The organism is Hwanghaeella grinnelliae, assembly GCF_004005845.1.
Lineage (GTDB): Bacteria > Pseudomonadota > Alphaproteobacteria > UBA8366 > Aestuariispiraceae > Hwanghaeella > Hwanghaeella grinnelliae.
The window spans coordinates 656,815-673,266 of record NZ_SADE01000001.1 but is presented as its reverse complement, the minus strand read 5'-3'; the positions used below and the strand labels follow the sequence as shown (position 1 = coordinate 673,266).

General features: G+C 57.9%; 16 protein-coding genes. 6 read left to right on the top strand and 10 right to left on the bottom strand.

The features are described 5' to 3' along the window. Positions 1–269 precede the first annotated feature (269 nt). The 3 genes from EOI86_RS02990 to EOI86_RS02980 form a co-directional block, all read right to left on the bottom strand. Positions 270–815 carry a PAS domain-containing protein gene (locus EOI86_RS02990; protein ID WP_127763648.1) on the bottom strand — a complete coding sequence of 182 codons (546 nt, stop codon included), beginning with the start codon at positions 813–815 and terminating at the stop codon, positions 270–272. Between the two features lie 119 nt (positions 816–934). Then, complete coding sequence (locus tag EOI86_RS02985; protein WP_127763647.1) at positions 935–1,747, bottom strand: class II aldolase/adducin family protein; 813 nt, start codon at positions 1,745–1,747, stop codon at positions 935–937. Between the two features lie 89 nt (positions 1,748–1,836). Next, positions 1,837–2,511: a GntR family transcriptional regulator gene (locus tag EOI86_RS02980; RefSeq protein WP_127763646.1), complete on the bottom strand. Its 675-nt coding sequence runs from the start codon at positions 2,509–2,511 to the stop codon at positions 1,837–1,839. Positions 2,512–2,854: 343 nt separating this feature from the next. On the opposite strand from EOI86_RS02980, the gene EOI86_RS02975 reads away from it, so the two are divergent. Continuing rightward, the gene (locus tag EOI86_RS02975) at positions 2,855–3,490 is read left to right on the top strand and encodes a TetR/AcrR family transcriptional regulator (RefSeq protein WP_205032035.1); all 636 of its coding nucleotides are present in this window, start codon (positions 2,855–2,857) and stop codon (positions 3,488–3,490) included. 5 nt (positions 3,491–3,495) lie between these two features. Here EOI86_RS02975 and EOI86_RS02970 read toward each other — a convergent pair whose 3' ends face one another. Further along, positions 3,496–4,281, bottom strand: a complete 786-nt coding sequence (locus tag EOI86_RS02970) for an SDR family NAD(P)-dependent oxidoreductase (RefSeq protein WP_127763645.1) — start codon at positions 4,279–4,281, stop codon at positions 3,496–3,498. A 20-nt stretch (positions 4,282–4,301) separates the two neighbouring features. Next, complete coding sequence (locus EOI86_RS02965; protein WP_127763644.1) at positions 4,302–5,987, bottom strand: flavin-containing monooxygenase; 1,686 nt, start codon at positions 5,985–5,987, stop codon at positions 4,302–4,304. 165 nt (positions 5,988–6,152) lie between these two features. Here EOI86_RS02965 and argE point away from each other — a divergent pair, with 165 nt between their 5' ends. Then, positions 6,153–7,295 (top strand): acetylornithine deacetylase, encoded by a 1,143-nt coding sequence (gene argE / locus EOI86_RS02960; protein ID WP_127763643.1) that lies wholly within the window; start codon positions 6,153–6,155, stop codon positions 7,293–7,295. 4 nt (positions 7,296–7,299) lie between these two features. On the opposite strand, the gene EOI86_RS02955 is transcribed toward argE, so the two are convergent. Then, positions 7,300–8,229 (bottom strand): LysR substrate-binding domain-containing protein, encoded by a 930-nt coding sequence (locus EOI86_RS02955; RefSeq protein ID WP_127763642.1) that lies wholly within the window; start codon positions 8,227–8,229, stop codon positions 7,300–7,302. Positions 8,230–8,264: 35 nt separating this feature from the next. Further along, positions 8,265–9,539: a flavin-containing monooxygenase gene (locus EOI86_RS02950; RefSeq protein WP_127763641.1), complete on the bottom strand. Its 1,275-nt coding sequence runs from the start codon at positions 9,537–9,539 to the stop codon at positions 8,265–8,267. Positions 9,540–9,754: 215 nt separating this feature from the next. On the opposite strand from EOI86_RS02950, the gene EOI86_RS02945 reads away from it, so the two are divergent. From EOI86_RS02945 to EOI86_RS02935, 3 genes are all read left to right on the top strand, one after another. Then, entirely contained in the window at positions 9,755–10,171 is a 417-nt protein-coding gene (locus tag EOI86_RS02945) for a RidA family protein (protein WP_127763640.1), read from the top strand. 13 nt (positions 10,172–10,184) lie between these two features. After that, the gene (locus EOI86_RS02940; RefSeq protein ID WP_127763639.1) at positions 10,185–10,859 is read left to right on the top strand and encodes a DUF1028 domain-containing protein; all 675 of its coding nucleotides are present in this window, start codon (positions 10,185–10,187) and stop codon (positions 10,857–10,859) included. 209 nt (positions 10,860–11,068) lie between these two features. Further along, a complete protein-coding gene (locus tag EOI86_RS02935; RefSeq protein WP_127763638.1) occupies positions 11,069–11,989 on the top strand; it encodes a DMT family transporter in 921 nt (306 codons plus the stop codon). Between the two features lie 69 nt (positions 11,990–12,058). Here EOI86_RS02935 and EOI86_RS02930 read toward each other — a convergent pair whose 3' ends face one another. The 3 genes from EOI86_RS02930 to EOI86_RS02920 form a co-directional block, all read right to left on the bottom strand. Beyond that, a complete protein-coding gene (locus EOI86_RS02930) occupies positions 12,059–13,792 on the bottom strand; it encodes a PAS domain-containing sensor histidine kinase (RefSeq protein WP_127763637.1) in 1,734 nt (577 codons plus the stop codon). A 152-nt stretch (positions 13,793–13,944) separates the two neighbouring features. Further along, a complete protein-coding gene (locus tag EOI86_RS02925) occupies positions 13,945–14,796 on the bottom strand; it encodes an alpha/beta fold hydrolase (RefSeq protein WP_205032034.1) in 852 nt (283 codons plus the stop codon). Beyond that, complete coding sequence (locus tag EOI86_RS02920; RefSeq protein WP_161973661.1) at positions 14,793–15,677, bottom strand: shikimate dehydrogenase family protein; 885 nt, start codon at positions 15,675–15,677, stop codon at positions 14,793–14,795. Before EOI86_RS02920 ends, EOI86_RS02925 begins: the two co-directional genes overlap by 4 nt. Positions 15,678–15,825: 148 nt before the next feature. On the opposite strand from EOI86_RS02920, the gene EOI86_RS02915 reads away from it, so the two are divergent. Beyond that, positions 15,826–16,431 (top strand): TetR/AcrR family transcriptional regulator, encoded by a 606-nt coding sequence (locus EOI86_RS02915; protein ID WP_127763635.1) that lies wholly within the window; start codon positions 15,826–15,828, stop codon positions 16,429–16,431. Positions 16,432–16,452 lie beyond the last annotated feature (21 nt).

Sequence of the window (16,452 nt, the reverse complement as noted above, 5' to 3'; positions counted from 1 at the left end):
CACCAACTGCGGCGGTTTGGCCGTTGCCGTCGTATCCGCGCCCATTCTGAAAAGCTTTTTGTTCCGGCCTGCGGTTCGGATCACTTGCACCTTGGCTGCGCACCATTTCAGCCGAACAATGCCTATTTGCCGCTGGTTATAATACGAGAAAAGAAGAAATCGATCATTTTCCGAACGACGCCTCCGACCAGGCACCATACAGCCGCGCTATATTCATTCATGTATTATCATTCGACGGTCCAAACGCAGATGAACGAGGTTTCATTGCCCTACAGCCAATGCGTTTGCTCGTCCCTGGCCAGTCGCACCACAGCCTCGATCGTATGGGTCGCCCTGGGACCGCCGTCCGAACATGGCAGTTCAAGCAATTCAACCCATTTGAATTCCTTGTCCTTGACGTTCAATGGCCCCCTCGTATGGGCAAGCATCAGCTCCGTGCACGAAATTTCGCAGAACTCGGCCACGCTATCGTAATCGATTGCTACCTCATTCCGTTCTTGTCGTGTCATGCCCGTCAGATGCCTTTCAAACAGTTCGTCGACCTTCGTTCCAGACAGACGCAGCACCCAGTCGAATGGATCATAGCTGACATCGTAGACCGAGATGTAACCATGCCACCCCTTGAAGTCGTAGAAGTCGAAGTCCCGCCATGCCGGAACCCGTCGGCCTTGGCGTTTTTCCTGCCACAACGAAATAAGCCCGGAGAAATTTTCCAGGCCTTTTGGATTCATGTCAGGGTCGCAATGCGTGTAGGTCCATTCTCCGACAGACTTCCAAACACGCATACCAGACTCGTTCGGTTGCGTATCCGTCATGGCTTACCGACTTCAGCTTCCTATCTTCAAACGTCTCCTTTAGATATTACTTATTAACAACATAAAGGTCGACCGCTGAGTTTCCATTCTACTGAACGGTGGGCCTACCCCTTCGTCACTCAATGAAACATGTCGGGTTGGGTTTCGGACAATTGATCGTAGATCGGTTGAAAATGAAGCCAGCCGATGTAGTCACTGCCGACATGCTCGCGGCTGTAGCGGGCCGATTCTTCCGGCACGAAGGTCGGCTTGATACCTGTCTGTTCGATCATCAGCTGCTGTTGGCAACAACGTTCCAACGCCATGAACCAGAAGGCCGCAGAGTCGATGCTGTGCCGGCTTGCGGTCAACAGACCATGGTTCTGATGGATGGCCGCCTTGACGCCCTTAAAGGCCTTGGCGACCTGCGGCCCGGCATCGGTTTCCACGGCGACCGCGCCCGCCTTTTCTTCGATCACCACATGGTCTTCATAAAAGGCGCAGGCGTCCTGGCTAATCGGATCCAGCGGTCGGCCAAGCGAGGCAAAGGCCGTGCCATACAAGGTATGCGCATGGCACATCGCCAGAATCTCCGGATGCTCTTCATGCACGGCGCCGTGCAGAACGAAGCCCGCCTGGTTCACCGCATAATCACCTTCGATGACCTTGCCCTTGTGATCTACCAGGATCAGGTTCGACAACTTGACCTGATCGAAATGCACGGCCATCGGGTTTGTCCAATACAGTTCCGGATGTTCCGGATCGCGGATGGTCAAATGACCGGCGAAGCCATAGTCGAATTTCTGCTGGGCGAAGGCCCGGCACGCGGCAACGAGGCGTTTCTTACGGTCAAGCCGGATTTCCTCGTTCGAGTTCAGTTTGGGTTCTTCCGGGAACTTCAGTCCTTCCTGTTCGGGCTGATAGACGGAAATCCGGTTTCCAAGGTCAAGCATGGCGGTCTCCCCTTCGGGTTTTCTTGGTTTCACTTATTCGGTTGCCGGCGATGGGATTCGACCCGGCATCGTCAACAAAGGTCGAAATCTCAGGCCGGCGAAAATGTCTCCACCAGCATCTCCGTCGCCAAACGCACATGTTCCAACGCGCGCTTCTCAGCCAAGCCGGGCTGTCCGGAAATCACGGCATCAAGAATCTCTTCATGCTGCTTCCATATGGATTCGGGCTGCGGTGTTTCACGCAACCTGTCGCCGATCGCCCTGCGCAGATAGCGCCAATGCGGCTCCGCGCTTTTCGTCATAAGCGGATTGCCGGAGATCTCATAAACAAAGAAATGAAAGGCCGCTTCTTCCTGAATCTGGTTTGGAACGCTGCCGCTATGGACGGCCTTGAATCCGCGGCGGATTATTTCTCGCCCCCGTACATCGATTTCCGCCGCCAAGTTCGGATCGGCCGCTGCGCGCTTTGCCGCCAGTTGCGCGGCCAAGGCATCCAACGTCCCGCGGAGCTGGTAATGTGCGCGCATCATGGCGAGGTCGAGGGCGGCAACTTGCATTCCGCGCTTTCCGATCTCTTCAATCAAACCGTCCGCTTTTAGCAAGGCGATGGCCTGCTGAACCGGCTGACGGGAAACACCGAACCGTTCCGCGAGCCGCTCCTGCACCAAATGGGAACCCGCAGGCAAAATGCCGTCGCAAATCTCATCGACAACCAATTGATAAACCTGATCCGTCAAATTCGGCACGGAACGAATGATGCTCATATGGCTTTCTCACGGGAATATTGCATTCTGAATTCTGAATTCAATATCAAAAAGAGAAGCAGCAGTCAAGGATTCCCAAGCATACCTGTCGGAGAGGTTTGCGCCCGAGCATAGGCGCGGAGCAAAAGCGCATGGCAAAAGCGCATGGCAAAAGCGCCGGGCATCACACTTGCCTTCGGCGCTGCTCAACAACAAACTGGGCCGAAGAACAATGAATAACGCGACGGGGCGGCTTCATGGCCTTTAGAGGGAAAAAACACCGGACGGATCCCAACCAAACTGTCGGCGATATCCGCCAAGAAAACGGCCCCAGGCCGCCGACCGTCATTTACGACTTTGCGTCATGAGCAGACCCGAAGCCGTTATTCCCCTTCCCCCCAAACGGATGTCCCGCGAGGAAAAGGCGAAGCAGACATATACGCTTCTTCTCGAAGCAGCGGCCGAGGTCGTGGGACGGGACGGGTATGCCGAAGCCTCGATCGCGAAAATCACCCAGCTGGCCGGTGTCGCGCAGGGAACGTTCTACAATTATTTCGACTCACGGCAGGACATCCTCGACAAACTGCTGCCTTATATGGGCCGCGGAATGCTGGACCATATCGCGGTATCCCTGCCGCGTGACCTCGTCGGTCCGGCGCGGGAGGAAGCGCGGCTGGAAGCGTTCTTCGCTTATCTCGACCAACATCCGGGCTTCTACCGAATTTTATACGAAGCGGAAGTCTTCGCCCCCAAAGCGCATGCGGAACATTTCCGTGTCCTGGTCGAAGGATACCGAAACGCTCTTAACCGCGCGGTTGTGCGCGGCGAGATAGAAGGCTTCGACGCGGATGAGCTGGAAACGGTGATCTATATGCTGTTGGCGGCCCGGTCCTACATCGCGATGCGCTACGCACGGGATGAAAACGGCCATGCCGGACCGGTCCCCGGCCATGTCATCAAAGCCTATATGAAGGTTCTCACGAAGGGGCTTTTTGCCTGACCGCCTTACCGGGGCCGCACGCCGCCATAGGGATGCCATGACCCAGCACAGAAAAACCCCGCATCCACCGGCAACGCAATTCCCGTGATGGCGGAGGCTTCGTCGGAAGCCAGGAAAGCAACCGCCTTGGCAATTTCTTCCGGCTCCACCATCCGGCCCAGGGTCGAATTTGCTTCCAACAGCGACGGGTCGCGGTTGCCCCTATCGATCTGATCCTGCAGGGCTGGCGTTCTTGTGTATCCGGGCTCTACCGTGTTCACCCGAATGCCGGCACGGCCCCACTCGGCGGCGAGGCCGGCGGTCAGATTCGTCACGGCCGCCTTGGTTGGCGCATAGGCATGCAGGGGAACCGAACGTTCGGCGGTGACAGAGCTGATCGTCACGATAGACCCGCGCCGACGGTTCACCATAAAAGCGCCAAAGGCCTTTGCGGTCAGATAGGTTCCGCGCAGGTTCACCGCGATAATGTTGTCATAGACATCCAGCGGCAGATCTTCCGGCGCCAAGGGCGCCTGCACAACACCGGCTGAAGTAACCAGAATATCGGTTGGGCCGACCTCCCGCTCGCTCTTCTCAGCCAGGGCGTCCACCGCCGCCGCATCGCGAACATCGATGGCATAACCGGTCCCGCCAAGTTCCGTGGCAATTGCCATGGCGCCCGGTTCGTTCATATCCGCCACAACGACATGCGCACCCCGCGCCGCCAAAAGACGCGCGCATGCCGCGCCGATTCCGCTGGCGCCCCCCGTGACGACAGCCACACGGCCGTCCAAACGTCCAATCCCTGTCATATCTTTTCGCTTTTTCTTGATTATTGCGCGGCGTGCAGGCCGCTTTGTGGCACACCGTCGTTTGAGAACGCGAAGCCGCGATAGCCATCCGCCGCGACCTCGTCACAAATCTTCCGGAACCGCGCCATACCGCCCGCATAGGGCATGAAGACACGCGGCTTACCCGGCACGTTCGCGCCGAGATACCAGGAATGGCCCGCTTGCGGCAGCAGGGTGGCGTTGGCCGCGTCGTTCACATGGTCGACCCAGCCCGCCACAGCCTCCTCGGTCGGTTCGATCCGGTCGATACCGTTCTTTTCCATATGCTCGATGCAGTCGGCGACCCATTCAACATGCTGCTCAATCGCAACCGGCATGTTGGACAGGACGGAAGGACTACCGGGCCCGGTGATGGTGAACATGTTCGGGAAGCCCGCGACCTGCAGCCCCAGATATGTCCGTGGCCCGGCTTCCCATGCCTTAGAGAGCGGCACACCACCCCGACCGACGATCCCGAGTTTCAGCAGCGATCCCGTCATCGCGTCGAAACCGGTCGCGAAGACGATGATGTCCAGTTCGTATTCCTGATCCGCCGTCCGGACGCCCTTTTCGGTGATCTCAACAATCGGCGTCTTCCGCAAATCGACGATACTCACATTGTCGCGGTTATAGGCCTCGAAATAGCCGGTATCGATGGGCGGCCGTTTGGTCGCGAAGGGATGATCGATGGTGGCCAAGATCTCTGCCTTTTGCGGATCCTTCACGATCTCACGGATTTTGCCCTTCAGAAATTCTGCTGCCGTATCGTTCGCCGCCTTGTCGATCAGCAGGTCCCGGAACACAGCACGGAAGCGAAGTCCGCCAACCTCCCAAGCCTTCTCATAGATCGCCTGCCGTTCAGCATCGGTCACATCGGCGGCATCGCGGTCCTCGAACAGGAACGGATGGCCGTTTGTGGAGGCGTGCATCTTGCGGCGGATCTCATCAGTGTTCTGCTTCGCCCATTTCTTGAATTCGTCGGAAAGGGGGCCGTTCTGGGCGGGGATGCTATAGTTCGCGGTGCGCTGGAAGACGGTCAGATGTTCCGCCGTTTCCGCGATCACCGGCACAGCCTGAATACCCGTCGATCCCGTGCCGATCTGACCGACCCGCTTGCCGGTAAAATCGACACCCTCATGCGGCCATTGACCGGTATGGTACCAGTCACCCTTGAAGCTATCGCGGCCCGGAATGTTCGGCACGTTCGCCGAGGAAAGACAGCCGACACCAGTAATGAAATATTTCGCGGTGAAGACTTCGCCCGCTTCCGTTTCCACATGCCAAAGGTTGGCCGCTTCGTCATAACGCGCCGCGGTCACGTTCGCGCCGAATTCAATATCCCGCTTCAGCTCCAGCTTGTCGGCGACGAAATTCAGATACCGGACGATTTCCGGCTGTTGCGGATAGCGCTCGGACCACTCCCATTCCTGCAGGATCTCATCATCGAAATAGTAACAATAGGAATGGCTTTCGGAATCACAGCGCGCGCCGGGATAACGGTTCCAGTACCACGTCCCCCCAACGCCGTCGCCGCGTTCCAGAACCTTGACCTTCAAGCCCAGTCTGCCGCGCAGCAAGTGAAGCTGATAGAGGCCGGTGAAACCGGCACCGATAACGATCGCGTCAAAATGCATGTTTGAAGTCGGGGCGGTGCCGGCGGCTCCCTTGGAAATCGATGCGCTGCTCATAATCGCCCCTTCTCAGCTAATAGACAGGCAGAATAATGAACGACGATTCATTTTGTGACAAACGGTCTAGGGCTAAACAAACCCGTTCCCTGGGATCAAGAAAAGCGAATTGGAGGCGGCGCGCGGATGGGATAGGGATGGGACTGTAACCGCAAAGGACCCGTCATGCCGAGCAGTATCGAGATTTTGGACAAGCTGATCGCCTTCGACACGGTGAGCCGGACGCCGAACAGGGCACTGATCGACTATATCCGGGGCTTGCTGGACGAGGCCGGCATTGAAAGCACGCTGGTCGAAGATCCGGCCGGCCATTGTGCGAACCTCTATGCCACCGTCGGCCCCGATGATAAGGGCGGCGTCATGTTATCCGGCCATACGGATGTGGTACCGGTCACCGGTCAGGCCTGGACCGTCGACCCTTTCGCGATGACGGAACGCGACAGCCGCCTTTATGGACGCGGCACGACCGATATGAAGGGCTTCGTGGCCTGCGCCATCCACGCCGCCATCGCCGCGTCAAAACGGCCGTTATCCAAACCGTTGCATCTCGCCTTTTCCTACGACGAGGAAATCGGATGTGTCGGCGTTCGACGCCTGCTCGACATGCTTGAAGCCGCGCCGATCAAGCCCGCGATGTGCATTGTTGGCGAGCCCACCGAACTGGTCGTCGCAAACGGACACAAGGGGAAGACGGCCGCGCGCGCGATCTGCACCGGAAAATCGGTCCATTCCGCCCTGGCCCCAACCGGCGTCAACGCAATCCAGGTGGCCGCGGCTTTTATCGGAATGTTGCAGGAAATGCAGGCTGAAATCGCAACGTCGGCCACGCGCGACGATGCCTATGACATCCCCTATACCACTATCCATCCCGGCATCATCGCGGGCGGCACGGCCCTGAACATCGTGCCCAACGAATGCACGGTCGATTTCGAAGTCCGCAATATCCAATCCGATGATCCAAACGCCATCTTCGAACGGATCGAAGCAACAGCCGTCGAAATCGCCAGGCCTTTTGGCGAGGATGCCGGCATCGGGATCGACATCGTCAACAGTTATCCCGGCTTGGACACCCCCTTGGAGGCAGAGGTCGTCCGTTTCGTCCAATCGCTGACCGGGGCGAACAGCACGACCAAACTTGCCTTCGGGACGGAAGGCGGTTTGTTCAGCACGCAGGTCGGTATCCCCACAGTGGTCTGCGGTCCCGGTTCCATGGCCCAGGGCCACAAGCCCGATGAATTCATCACCATCGAACAGATGATGAAATGCGACACCATGCTGGGCGCGCTGGTGGACCGGCTGTCCGCCTAGAACCTCAAAGCAGCGCCATGCCCGGGGCGGATTTTACCGAAATTTGGGCGCGGCAATGCTCCGCAAAGGCTTTAAGGACCCGCGACGTCCTATCGGACGCCATCGTTGCAAGGCCGAGCTTCACGGATCTGACATTCCCCCGTATCGGTACATAGCAAAGCGGTTTCCCGTCAGGTGCGTCGGCATTCATACTGGGCACGTTCAACAAGCCGTAGCCGAATCCGTTCGCCACCATCGAACGCAACATCGAAACATGGCCCGTGCGTTCCCGGATGTCCGGCCGCAGCCCTTCGGCCTGAAACAGCGACATGAAGTAGTCGCTGCTGAACGGCAGGTCGAGCAGGATGAAGGGCAAGGGTGCCAAGGCTTTCAGACTGACGGATTTCTTCCCGGCGACCGGATGGTCCGGATGGACCAGGGCGTGCGGCGCCAGGGTCAACAGCGGCTCGAACGCCACGTCCTGGGGGATTTCCAAATCGTAAGTCAGCGCAACGTCGATGTCGGCGCGACGCAACATATGGATCAAGTCGCCCTGGTGCGCCTCCTGCTGGCGGAATTCCACTTCCGGGTTTGCATCCGCGAACCCTTTCCGGATTTCCGGGAGGACGAAAGGCGCAACAGTGACGAGGCATCCCACATGGATCGGTCCGCGCACCTGCTCCGAGATTTCGCTGGCGATGTCGTGAAGCGCCGCCCCGCTTTCCAGAACGGCCTTCGCCGCCATGAAGAAACGCCGCCCACCCGGTGTGAGAGACAAGCCTTGAGCATGCTGGCGCACGAAGAGCTGAACACCGAAGGCGGCCTCAAGCTGGGAGATTGCCGTCGACAGGGATGGGGAGGATACGTTCACGCGCTCAGCCGCCGCGGCGATGCTGCCGACTTCTCCGACCGCCACGAAATACTCCAGTTGGCGAAGCGTGAACTTGAGCGCCATGGTTATCGGCGGCTCCCTACAAGCTATCAGTTATCCTACGCACCGCCGGACTTATGCCGCGCATAGTCATCGTAGACGGTATAGCTACCCTGTTTGAAGATGTGGTCCGCCAAGTATTTGGCGTCGTGCCAAACCCCGTAGATGAAGGACGATCCCCGTTTCTGCAGCCAGGGCAGGCCCAGGAAGTAGATACCCGGATCCACCGACACCCCGCGCTGATGCTTCGGCTTTCCCTTCTCGTCAAAGACATCCGCCTTCAGCCAACCGAAATCGAGCGCAAAACCGGTCGCCCACAGAATTGTCGTGATGCCGGCCTCCGCCAATTTCAATTCCAGGATGGGATTGGTGAAACAATCAGGGTCGGGGCCGATCACTCGCGCGTCCGGTTCCTCCGGCAGGTCGAGGCCGTAGCGCTCAACATAAGCATCCGCCTCGTCCAGGACCGAGAGGTAGTTGCGGTCGCCATAGGCGATATTCCCCGCGAGGTCGTTTGCGAAAGTCAGAACACCATCGTTGTATGCTTCCGTCATGCCGACCAGATTGATCCCCTGATCAACAAGGTTCCGGAAATCGACCGTGTGGCCGCCGCGCGCGCCGCTGACGGCGATGGTGACATGTTCACTGCCGGCTTTCGGCACTTCCAGGTCCCACAGCCCCAGCACACCAAGCCACCAGACATAGTCGCGGCCGCGATAACTGCGCGGCGGGCGGTCATGCGGTCCGGCCGATAGATAGACCGTCCTACCGGCGCGGTTGAGTTCATCGGCGATCTGCACGCCGGACGACCCGGCACCAACCACCAGCACCCCACCGTCCGGCAACTGGTCCGGATTGCGGTAGGCGCTTGAATGGATCTGCGACACACCCGCGGTTTCAGGGACGATCGGCGGAATAACGGGCTTCTGAAAGGGTCCCGTCGCGGCCACGACGTTGTTGGCTTCGATCACCCCGTCCGAGGTTTCGACGCGGAATTGGACGCTGCCTTGGATGCGTTCCACGCTTGTCACAGCAACGCCCGTCCGGATCGGGGCGTTGATCTTTTCCGCATAGGCGGCAAGGTAATCCGCGACCATTTCTTTCGGTGCGAAGGCGTCCGGGTCGATATCGGCGAACTCCATTCCGGGGAACCGATCGTGCCAGGCGGGACCGTTGGCGACCAGCGAATCCCATCGCTCCGACCGCCATCGTTCGGCGATGCGATGCCGCTCCAGGACGACATGGGAAATGCCGCAAGCGCTCAAATGCTCGCTCATGGCCAAGCCGGCCTGACCACCGCCCACAACCACGGTGTCCACTTTTTCGATCGGCATCTCGGAGCCCTCTCTCGCAATCAAAGATCAACAGCGGGAATGACGGATAACCTAGAGCATAGAGCAAAAGAAGAAAAATACGAACTCGATACTCATTGATTAGTTTTTTCCTAATCCATGATGAACAACTCCGTTCTTTAGCTCCAGCACCCAGATGTGGAATAGTATCCCCGCCACGTGAGCATGATTTCAAATCCGACCAGACGGAGACCAAGATGGTCCATACCCGCATTCGCACCTTCAACACCCAGGACACCTATCCGGAGCAGAACCTAGACAACGACCTGTGCCAGGCCGTCGTCACGTCCGGCGGCAAGACCGTTTGGATGCGCGGGCAATGCCCTCAAAACCTGGACGATGCGGTGAATATCGAAAGCCATGACCCGGTCGAGCAGACCCATAAGGTCATGCAGAATATTCGGCAGTTGATCGAGGAGGCGGGCGGCCGCATGGAACACTTGGTAAAGGTCGTGGTTTACATCACCGATGTCCGCCATCGTGAAGCCGTGTATCGGACCATGGGCGAATACATCAAAGGCGTTCATCCCGTTTCGACGGGATTGGTAGTCCAGGCGTTGGCCCGCCCCGAATGGCTGGTCGAAATCGACGCCACCGCCGTCATCCCGGACTAGGATCTAGAACACAATGACCTTCTCCCTCGTCGCCCGTTGCGTGGAAACCGGCATGTTCGGTGTCGCGATTTCTTCCTCCTCCCCTGCCGTCGCTGCACGGTGTTCCTACGCCCGAGCCGGTGTCGGCGCCGTCGCATCCCAAAACGTCACCGATCCGACCCTTGGGCCCATGGCCCTGGATTCGATGGAAGCGGGAAAATCCGCGCAACAGGCGATCTCTGAAATCCAGCAGCGCGGCAAGTTCATCGAATACCGCCAGGTTCTTGCCGTCGACATGATGGGCCGAACGGCGATCCATTCCGGTCCCAACTCGCTTGGAATCTGGACCCAGGCCAATGCGGAGAATGTCGCGTCAGGCGGCAATATGTTGGCCAATGACGACGTGCCGCAGGCCATCGTCGACACCTTCCTGGCATCGTCGGGCCATCTGGGCGACCGGTTGCTCACGGCGATGCGCGCCGGGCTGGCAGCCGGTGGCGAGGCAGGCCCCGTCCACTCCGCCGGGATGAAGCTTGTCGATAAGGTCAGTTGGCCGGTTGCCGATCTGCGCTGCGACTGGACTGAAGACTGCCCGATCGAGGCTGTCGCCATGGCCTGGGAGGTCTACAAGCCGCAGTTGGAGGCCTATGTCCAACGCGCCCTCGATCCGCGAGAGGCCCCTTCCTACGGTGTGCCCGGCGACGAGTGACATCGCATCCGCGCTGTCATTACGGCAATGGCCCGGCGGCTAGCGCACGCGCGGTCCCCTGGCGGACATGCCGACGCCAATTTACTTTGATTGCCAACGGCGCTACAGATTTTCGACGCGCTTCGTCTTCCAAGCAGCCCAATCGGTTTTCCGACAACCCACGATGCACCGGATGTCCGGCCATCATCGTCTGTAATGGTGGCAGTTAAATGGCGTTTCCAATTTCCCGCCCGGCATTGCCGGAGGACGACAACATACCACGTGGCATCTTCCTGATGCTGACGACGACGCTGTTTTTCGTCCTGATCGACACGTCGGCCAAACATCTCTCGCAATCCCTTCCGGTGATGGAGGTGGTTTGGGCGCGGTTCATTTTTCACTTGGTCGTGGTTCTAATTCTGCTTCGGGGGCGCGTATTCAACTATGCGCGCACCAATCGCCCGGGTCTTCAGTTGTTCCGCTCGACCATGCTGATGACAACCACCTATCTGTTCTTTACCGGCGTTCAGAAGATCGACCTCGCCATGGCGAGCTCCATTATGTTTCTGAGCCCTATCCTGATCACCGTCCTGTCCGTCCCGATTCTGGGAGAGCGCATTGGCCTGCGTCGCGTTCTAGGGGTTCTAGCCGGACTGGTCGGCGCTCTGATCATCGTCCGCCCCGGATTGGGCGAGGTTCCCATCGCGGCTTTCTATTTCATCGCGGCCGCCTGCACCAATGCACTGTACCAGTTGACGACACGGGTGCTGCGGCAATGGGACGACGCCTATACGACACTATTCTATACCGGGCTTGTCGGCGCCGTCGTCTCCAGCGTTGCCGCCCCAGCAGTCTGGGTCGCACCGTCTTTGACGGAATGGGGGTTCATGGCGGCGATGGGCACCTTTGGGGCACTGGGTCATTTCACATTGATCCGAGCGTTCCAATCAGCGCCGCCTTCCGCCCTGATGCCGTTTGCCTATTCCGGCTTGGTTTGGGCAACCCTGTTCGGATATTTCGTCTTTTCCAACCTGCCCGATGGCTACACCGTCATCGGCGCAGCCATTATCACGGCGAGCGGCGTTTACATTTTCCATCGCGAACAACGCGTGGCCAAGGCCGCAGCCGGCGGGCAAGGTCAAAACGGCTGACAGAAGGTTCGGTTTTCGCCATTGACAGCCAACGCCCGACAACTTTGCATATTTTGCCCCTATGAGGCTTTAGGCCAATCCCAGAATGGTTTTCGAATCCACTCCGAAAGAATCATCGGGCACGTCGACATCCGCGACTGACGCGTCATCGGACTCGGCGGTATCCGCCAGCGGCAGGGAAATCGAGACAACGGTCCCAACGCCTTTTGAGGAGGATACCTCTATATCACCGCCATTGCGTTCCTTAACAATGTGATGCGCGATGGTAAGACCTTGCCCGATCCCCCGGCCAACTTCGCGCGTCGTGAAAAAGGGATCGAATGCTTGATTCAATGTCTCCTGTTCCATACCCACGCCATCATCCGAAATCTCAATTTTCGCCGAGCCGGAATCCGCCCATGCCGAGATGGTAATTGAGCCGTTCTCCTTCTCGGCATCCCGGATAGCCCAAACGGCATTGTCGATAATGTATCTCAAAGCCCGACCCAATTCCGCTTTTTCCCCCATCAAGTGAATGGGGGCGGCCTCAACCTGGCATCCCAGTTCGATACCAGCCGCACAGTTCCGGCGAAGCGTCGCCACCTCTTCCGCAATGAATGTATTGAGGTCGAACAAGGTTGTTTCGCCTTCATTGCGCCGTGTGAAGTCACGCATCGCTTTAACGACCAACGAGATATGTGAAACGCCCTGTTTGGATTCCTCTATTGCCTTCGGCGCATCGTCCAGAAGGTAGTCTATATTCAGTTTCTTCGCGTTTTCTTGTACGGACCGCAATTCTTGCAACACCGCGCCACTATCTGTTTCGCCCTGCACGATTTGGCCGTATCGCTCGACAATATTGCCCATATCGGAAACGCAGGACTGGAGAAAATCCAGATTTGAGGAGAGTGTCTGAATTGGGCTGTTCATCTCGTGAGCGATTCCGAAAGCAAATGTTCCGACGGCCTCCAATTTCGAGACGCGCGCCAGTTTCACATTGGCTTCCTGCAGCATTTCTTGTTGTTCCTGAACGCGGGCCAATTGTTGCGTCAATTCATCGTTGACCGAACGCAAATCACGCAATGCGGTGTTCTGGATGGATATGTCGTGCATCTGCGCCATAAGGTGTTTGCGCTGTTTTCCATCAAGGGACGCAACGGTCATCTCAACATCGCACACGGTTCCGTCCGACCGCAGCATGCGTACCGGCAGCGGAGTCGTTTCATCGCAAAGACTTTCCAATTCCGACGCGATAAGATCCTGGTATTCACCATGGAAAAGCGTGCTGAAGCCTTTGCCCTCATAAACCTGCCAATCAACCACCCTGAGCAAAGCTTGACCGGCAGGGTTGATGTCCACGATCATTCCGTCCCGGATCTCGCAGGTCATTCCCGTATTGCCCGACAGAATTGTCCGATAACGCGCCTCGCCTTGCTGCAGGTCCTTGCTGTTCCTGATCTTGGCGGTGATGTCGTTACCGTATAGGACGTACATGCCCTCAGGAACTCGGTCGGCCATCACGCAAAAAAGCTCCAGATCGCTCACATCGCTCAACTCGGGCGCAAGCTTAACCTGCAATCCATTCGTCTCCTCACTCACCATGTCCAGGATTTCAGCGCCAAAGGCCTGATAATCGTTGGACAGGAATGAGACGAAGGGCTGCCCGACGATTTGGTCCTGGGGCAGGTTCCCAAATGCTTTTCGGGCATGCTTGTTCACGGCGACGACATCGCCCTTGAAACAAATACAAACGAATGCCGGCAAGGTGATCAGCAACTCGATTGGATCGAGAATACCTGCACCTGCCTTGATCGGGACGTTCATCTGATCCCCAATATTGCTAACGAAACCGTTCGGCCTGAATGCCGCGGCACGGTTTTCGCCCAATTAGGTCCGTGAACAAATCCCCATCTGGGGGCAATTCCGGCGCATGTACCAGAAAATGCCCCACAATTCAGTCTATTTGTCTATGGCATCTACGCAGCCGAGAGGAATTCAAGCAGAGCTTGGCTGGTCTCCACCGGACGCTCTTCCGGTAGCCAGTGATTGCATTTCGCGATACCGCCACCGGTCACATTAGTAGCGAATTCCTGCATCATAGCGACGATTTCCGGCCCCCACCGCAAATCCCCGCCAAGCGCCAGAACCGGCATCTGCAACGGGTTCTTCTTCCATTCCAGCGCATCCGCGTGATCCTTCGGGAAGGCACGGTACCATTCCAGCCCACCGCGTGTGCGGCCCGGTTGCGCGAAAGCATCGGCGAACACTTTCACATCCGCGGGGTCATGCGCCCCATGATCATAGGCCCTGTCGAAGATGAAGGTAGAGACGTAGTCGTACTCGCGGTTGTAGAGCAGGCGTTCCGGCAGATTGGCCTTCATATGGAAAGCGAAATGCCAAACCCGCGGGTCCGAGAAAATCGCTTCCCATCGGCTCCACCCCGGAACCGGGACATCGAGAATGGCGAAATGTGTGACCGCATTGCGGAACAGGGCCGCCTGGGCCAGGCCGACCATCCCGCCGATGTCATGGCCGCAAACGGCATATGTCGGATATCCCAATGCCTCCATGACCGCATGCGTGTCGGCGGCAAGCTGCGCCTTGTCGTATCCCCCTTGCGGGCAGTCGGATTGCCCCGCCCCACGCATATCGATCGCTACCACCCTGTGATGCTGCGCAAGGATCGGCATCATCTTGCGCCATTCCCACCAAGTTTGCGGGAAGCCGTGCAGCAGAACGAGAGGGGCGCCCTCCCCGCCGACAACCGCGTGAATGTTCACCTCTCCGGCTTTCACCATACAATGTTCGAACCCGTCCAACGTCATCATCGACCTCCCGCCATATTATCTTCCACTGCCTTGACCACGCCTCTATACAAGGCATCGATCTGTCCTTTCAGCATCTCCATGCCGCCAATGTTCTTGAGCCCCCGTTGCACCGCCGCGCCACGTAACCGCGTCCGTTCCGGCTCCGCGATCACATCACCTAGGAAGGCGGACTGGCGCGCCGTCGAGGGATCGAAGGGCAATGGGTCGTTCTCTTTCAACCCCAACGGTGTCGCATTGATCAGCAAGTCGTACCCATTGAGATTGCTCGGCGGTTCGGCCAGGCGCGTTATACCCAGCGCCTCAGCCAAACGCGTCGCCTTTTCTTGGTTCGGGTCGTGGAAATCGATCCCGGCCAGACCGGCAAGGATCAAAGCCACAGCGATGCCGCTTCCTGCGCCACCGGCACCGGCCATATAGGCACGGCGCCCAATCGGATCGAAGCCCGCCTTTTTCAACGCGGTTAGAAAGCCGTCGCCGTCCTTCATCGACCCAACCCAGGAACCATCCTTTGTGCGCATCATCAAATTGACCGCACCCGCCAGTTCCGCACTTCGGTCCAGAGACTGGCAAAATTTCAAAACCGGCACCTTGAAAGGAACCGTGATCACCGTGGCAACGACATCAGGAAAAGTGAGTAAACCGCCATAAACGCCGCCGAAATCTTCGACCGGCAATTCAACCGAGACCATTCGAACCGGAAGCCCTTCATCCTCGAACCGAGGGTTCAGCATGGCCGGAGCCTTCACTTGCGCAATGGGGTTCCCGACCATCAGCGCCAAGAAAGGCCTGTCGATACCGGTCGCCTTCATGCTTTGCCGAGCGCTTTCCAGCCTGTCGGCAATGGCTCTATGCGATGCTTGGGAAAGGTCGAGCCCATTCATCTTGTTTTCCCTCCCCATTTCGGATGTGACCCAAAGTATATTTTTTGACTACTCAGTCATTATTTATTTTTTGACTGACCTGTCAATTTTTCTTAAGGGTGCCAAATTCGTGGTAGGGTTCCTGTATGGAAAATAGCAGGCAACATTAATGAGACCCGTTGGTAGACCAAATATCGTATCGCGCGAGCAAGCCCTGACACGCGCCTTGGAGGTCTTCTGGTCACTCGGCTATCAGCGCACCTCCCTGCCGGTTCTAGAACAGGCCACCGGTCTGCGCCGGGGTAGTCTTTACCAACTGTTCCATGACAAGCAGGCGCTGTTCTGCGAAGTGCTCGATCTTTACGGGTCGGAGGCACTGGCCACCATGGACAGGATGATGCCACCCGGCTGCGCACGGGCGAATATCGTCTCTTGGATCAAACACCATGCCACGCGCGCCCACGGCAAGGCAGGCCAACGTGGCTGCCTTTTGGTCGAAACCACCATGGAAATGGGACCGCACGACCCGATGATCGCGGCAAAATCAAACCAGATATTTTCTGCAATGCTGGCGCGGTTGGAAAACGCCATCGCCCAGGCGCCCGATATCGCATCCGGTGTCACCGGCGGCGGCTCGGCAGAGATTGCCCGCGCCATGCTGGCATTTCTGGAAGGACTGCGGGTGTTGGGCAAGACCGGTCAGACCAGGGCGCAGGTTGCGCTTTCTGTTGAGTGCATGGCCGCAAGCCTACTTGCCCCCAAACGCCCGAACTAACTCCCCCCCCAACACATTTTC